Source organism: Streptomyces sp. AC512_CC834 (assembly GCF_019049325.1).
GTDB lineage: Bacteria > Actinomycetota > Actinomycetes > Streptomycetales > Streptomycetaceae > Streptomyces.
In genome coordinates, this window is record NZ_JAGMUO010000085.1 from 1 (window position 1) to 2,173 (window position 2,173).

A 2,173-nucleotide genomic window follows, 5' to 3' on the forward strand; every position below is an offset into this window, starting at 1 on the left:
GTGCGCCGTGAGGCGCTCGCTGTTCGAGTGGAGGTGAAAGACCACCACCGCCGTGCTGTCGCAGCAGTGCGGTCGAAGCTGAGGGCAGCCTGACCCGGGAGGTGCCGGGGAGGGCGGCAAGCGGCCCTGACAACGCCGTGACGTGCCAGAACTGCCAGATGGTGCGGGTGCGGCAAGCGAGACGGAAAGGAGTACGCGAGGAACCGGTGCAGACGTCCCCTGATTCCACACCAGCTCCAACCTGGCGGATGCGGGCTGGATGCGGTGCGTCCCCACCTGGGCATTCGTGTGGGGAACTCCCCAAGGGCCATCGGTCTGACGCTTGGGGAGGCCACGGTGAAGTGCTGCGGGGTAGCCGTGGCGATGCCGCGGGGATAGAGCCGGGCTCCTCCTCCGTCGATCGAGCAGTGAGTGAACACGGGAACCGTCCCGGTCCTGACCTGCGACGACGCACCCTGCGTCGGCGTGGGCTGGGTCCACCGTCGGCCGATCGGGCCGGGACGGGGCGGAGTCGCCGTAGTACTCCGAGCCGGGGAGAGCCCGGCACATGGGGAAGGGCGGCAGCGGAAACGAGAAGGGAAGGAGGCTGCAATGCCGAAAGACGCGCTGCTGAACAGTGGTGCTCCGGAGGTCCGTAAGGGTCCTCACCAGCGGGTATCGGAGATGCAGGCCAAGCTTCACCGTTGGGCGGCGGCCGATCCCGGCCGCAGGTTCGACGATCTGTTCAACCTCGTGCACGACCCGGCGACGCTGCTTGTGGCGTTCGAACGGGTCGCGGGTAACAAAGGGGCCAAAACGCCCGGAGTTGACGGCCTCACGGTCGTCAACATCGAGCAGGACATTGGCCCTTATGGGTTCCTGGAGGACTTGCGTCGCGTACTCCGGACGGGTGAGTTCCGCCCGCTGCCGGTACGTGAGCGTCAGATTCCCAAGCCCGGCGGGAGCGGGAAGGTGCGCAAGCTCGGCATCCCGACCGTGACCGACCGGGTGGTCCAGGCGGCCCTGAAGCTGGTGCTGGAGCCGATCTTCGAGGCCGACTTCAAGCCGGTCTCTTACGGCTTCCGGCCCCTGCGACGGGCACACGACGCGATCGCCGAGATCCACTTCTACGGCACCCACGGCTACCGCTGGGTCCTGGACGCGGACATCGAGGCGTGCTTCGACTCGATCGACCACACGGCCCTGATGGACCGGGTGCGAGCTCGGGTCAAGGACAAGCGCGTGCTGCTGCTGGTGAAGGCGTTCCTCAAGGCCGGCGTGCTCACCGAGCCCGCCGTCCGCGAGACCTCCTACACCGGCACGCCGCAGGGCGGCATCCTCTCCCCGCTCCTTGCGAACATCGCCCTGTCGGCGCTCGACGAGCACCTGACGGGACCGTGGGAACCGGGACGGGAGATGTCGACCGGCCAACGGCGCATGAGGCGTCGCCGCAAGGGTCTGCCGAACTGGCGGATCGTCCGCTACGCGGACGACTTCGTCGTCCTGGTGGACTCCGGCCGCGACGACACCGAAGCGCTGCGCGAGGACATCACCGACGCACTGCGACCGCTCGGGCTGCGTCTCTCCGAGGCCAAGACCCAGGTGGTGCACATGTCGGAAGGTTTCGACTTCCTTGGGTTCCACATCCAGTGGCGCCGCAAGCGGGGATCGGACAAGTGGTACGTCTACACCTACATCGCTGACCGGCCCATCCGGCAGCTGAAGGACAAGATCCGTGCCCTGACGAACAGAAAGTCGCAGCAGGACCCGAGGGACGTGCTGAGAAGGCTCAACCAGATCATGCGCGGCTGGGCCAACTACTTCAAGCACGCGGTCGCGAAAGTCACCCTGAGAACCCTCCAGCGTTTCGTCTGGCACCGGGTGATCAACTGGTGGCTGCGGCTGCACCGCTGGAGGTGGAAGGACGTCCGTCGGCGTCTCACCGACCACAACGGCCGGTGGATCAGACCGTCGGCGGGCGGGATCGAACTGTTCGACCTGCAAACGGTGACGGTCACCCGTTACCGCTACCGGGGCAACACGATCCCCAGCCCCTGGGCCTGCTCCGAACACGCCTGAACGGCAGATTCCGTGGAGAGCCCGGTGCGTTGAGAGGCGCACGCCGGGTTCGGTGAGCGGCGCGGAGAAACGGGTCGGTGGCAACACCGGTACCGCGCTCCGCGCCGACTCTACC

The 2,173-nt window shown here is 67.1% G+C and carries 1 protein-coding gene; it reads left to right on the forward strand.

Annotated elements, in window-relative coordinates:
• Window positions 1–591 precede the first annotated feature (591 nt).
• Window positions 592–2,058 carry a group II intron reverse transcriptase/maturase gene (ltrA, locus tag KUM40_RS27140; RefSeq protein ID WP_217168825.1) on the forward strand — a complete coding sequence of 489 codons (1,467 nt, stop codon included), beginning with the start codon at window positions 592–594 and terminating at the stop codon, window positions 2,056–2,058.
• Window positions 2,059–2,173 lie beyond the last annotated feature (115 nt).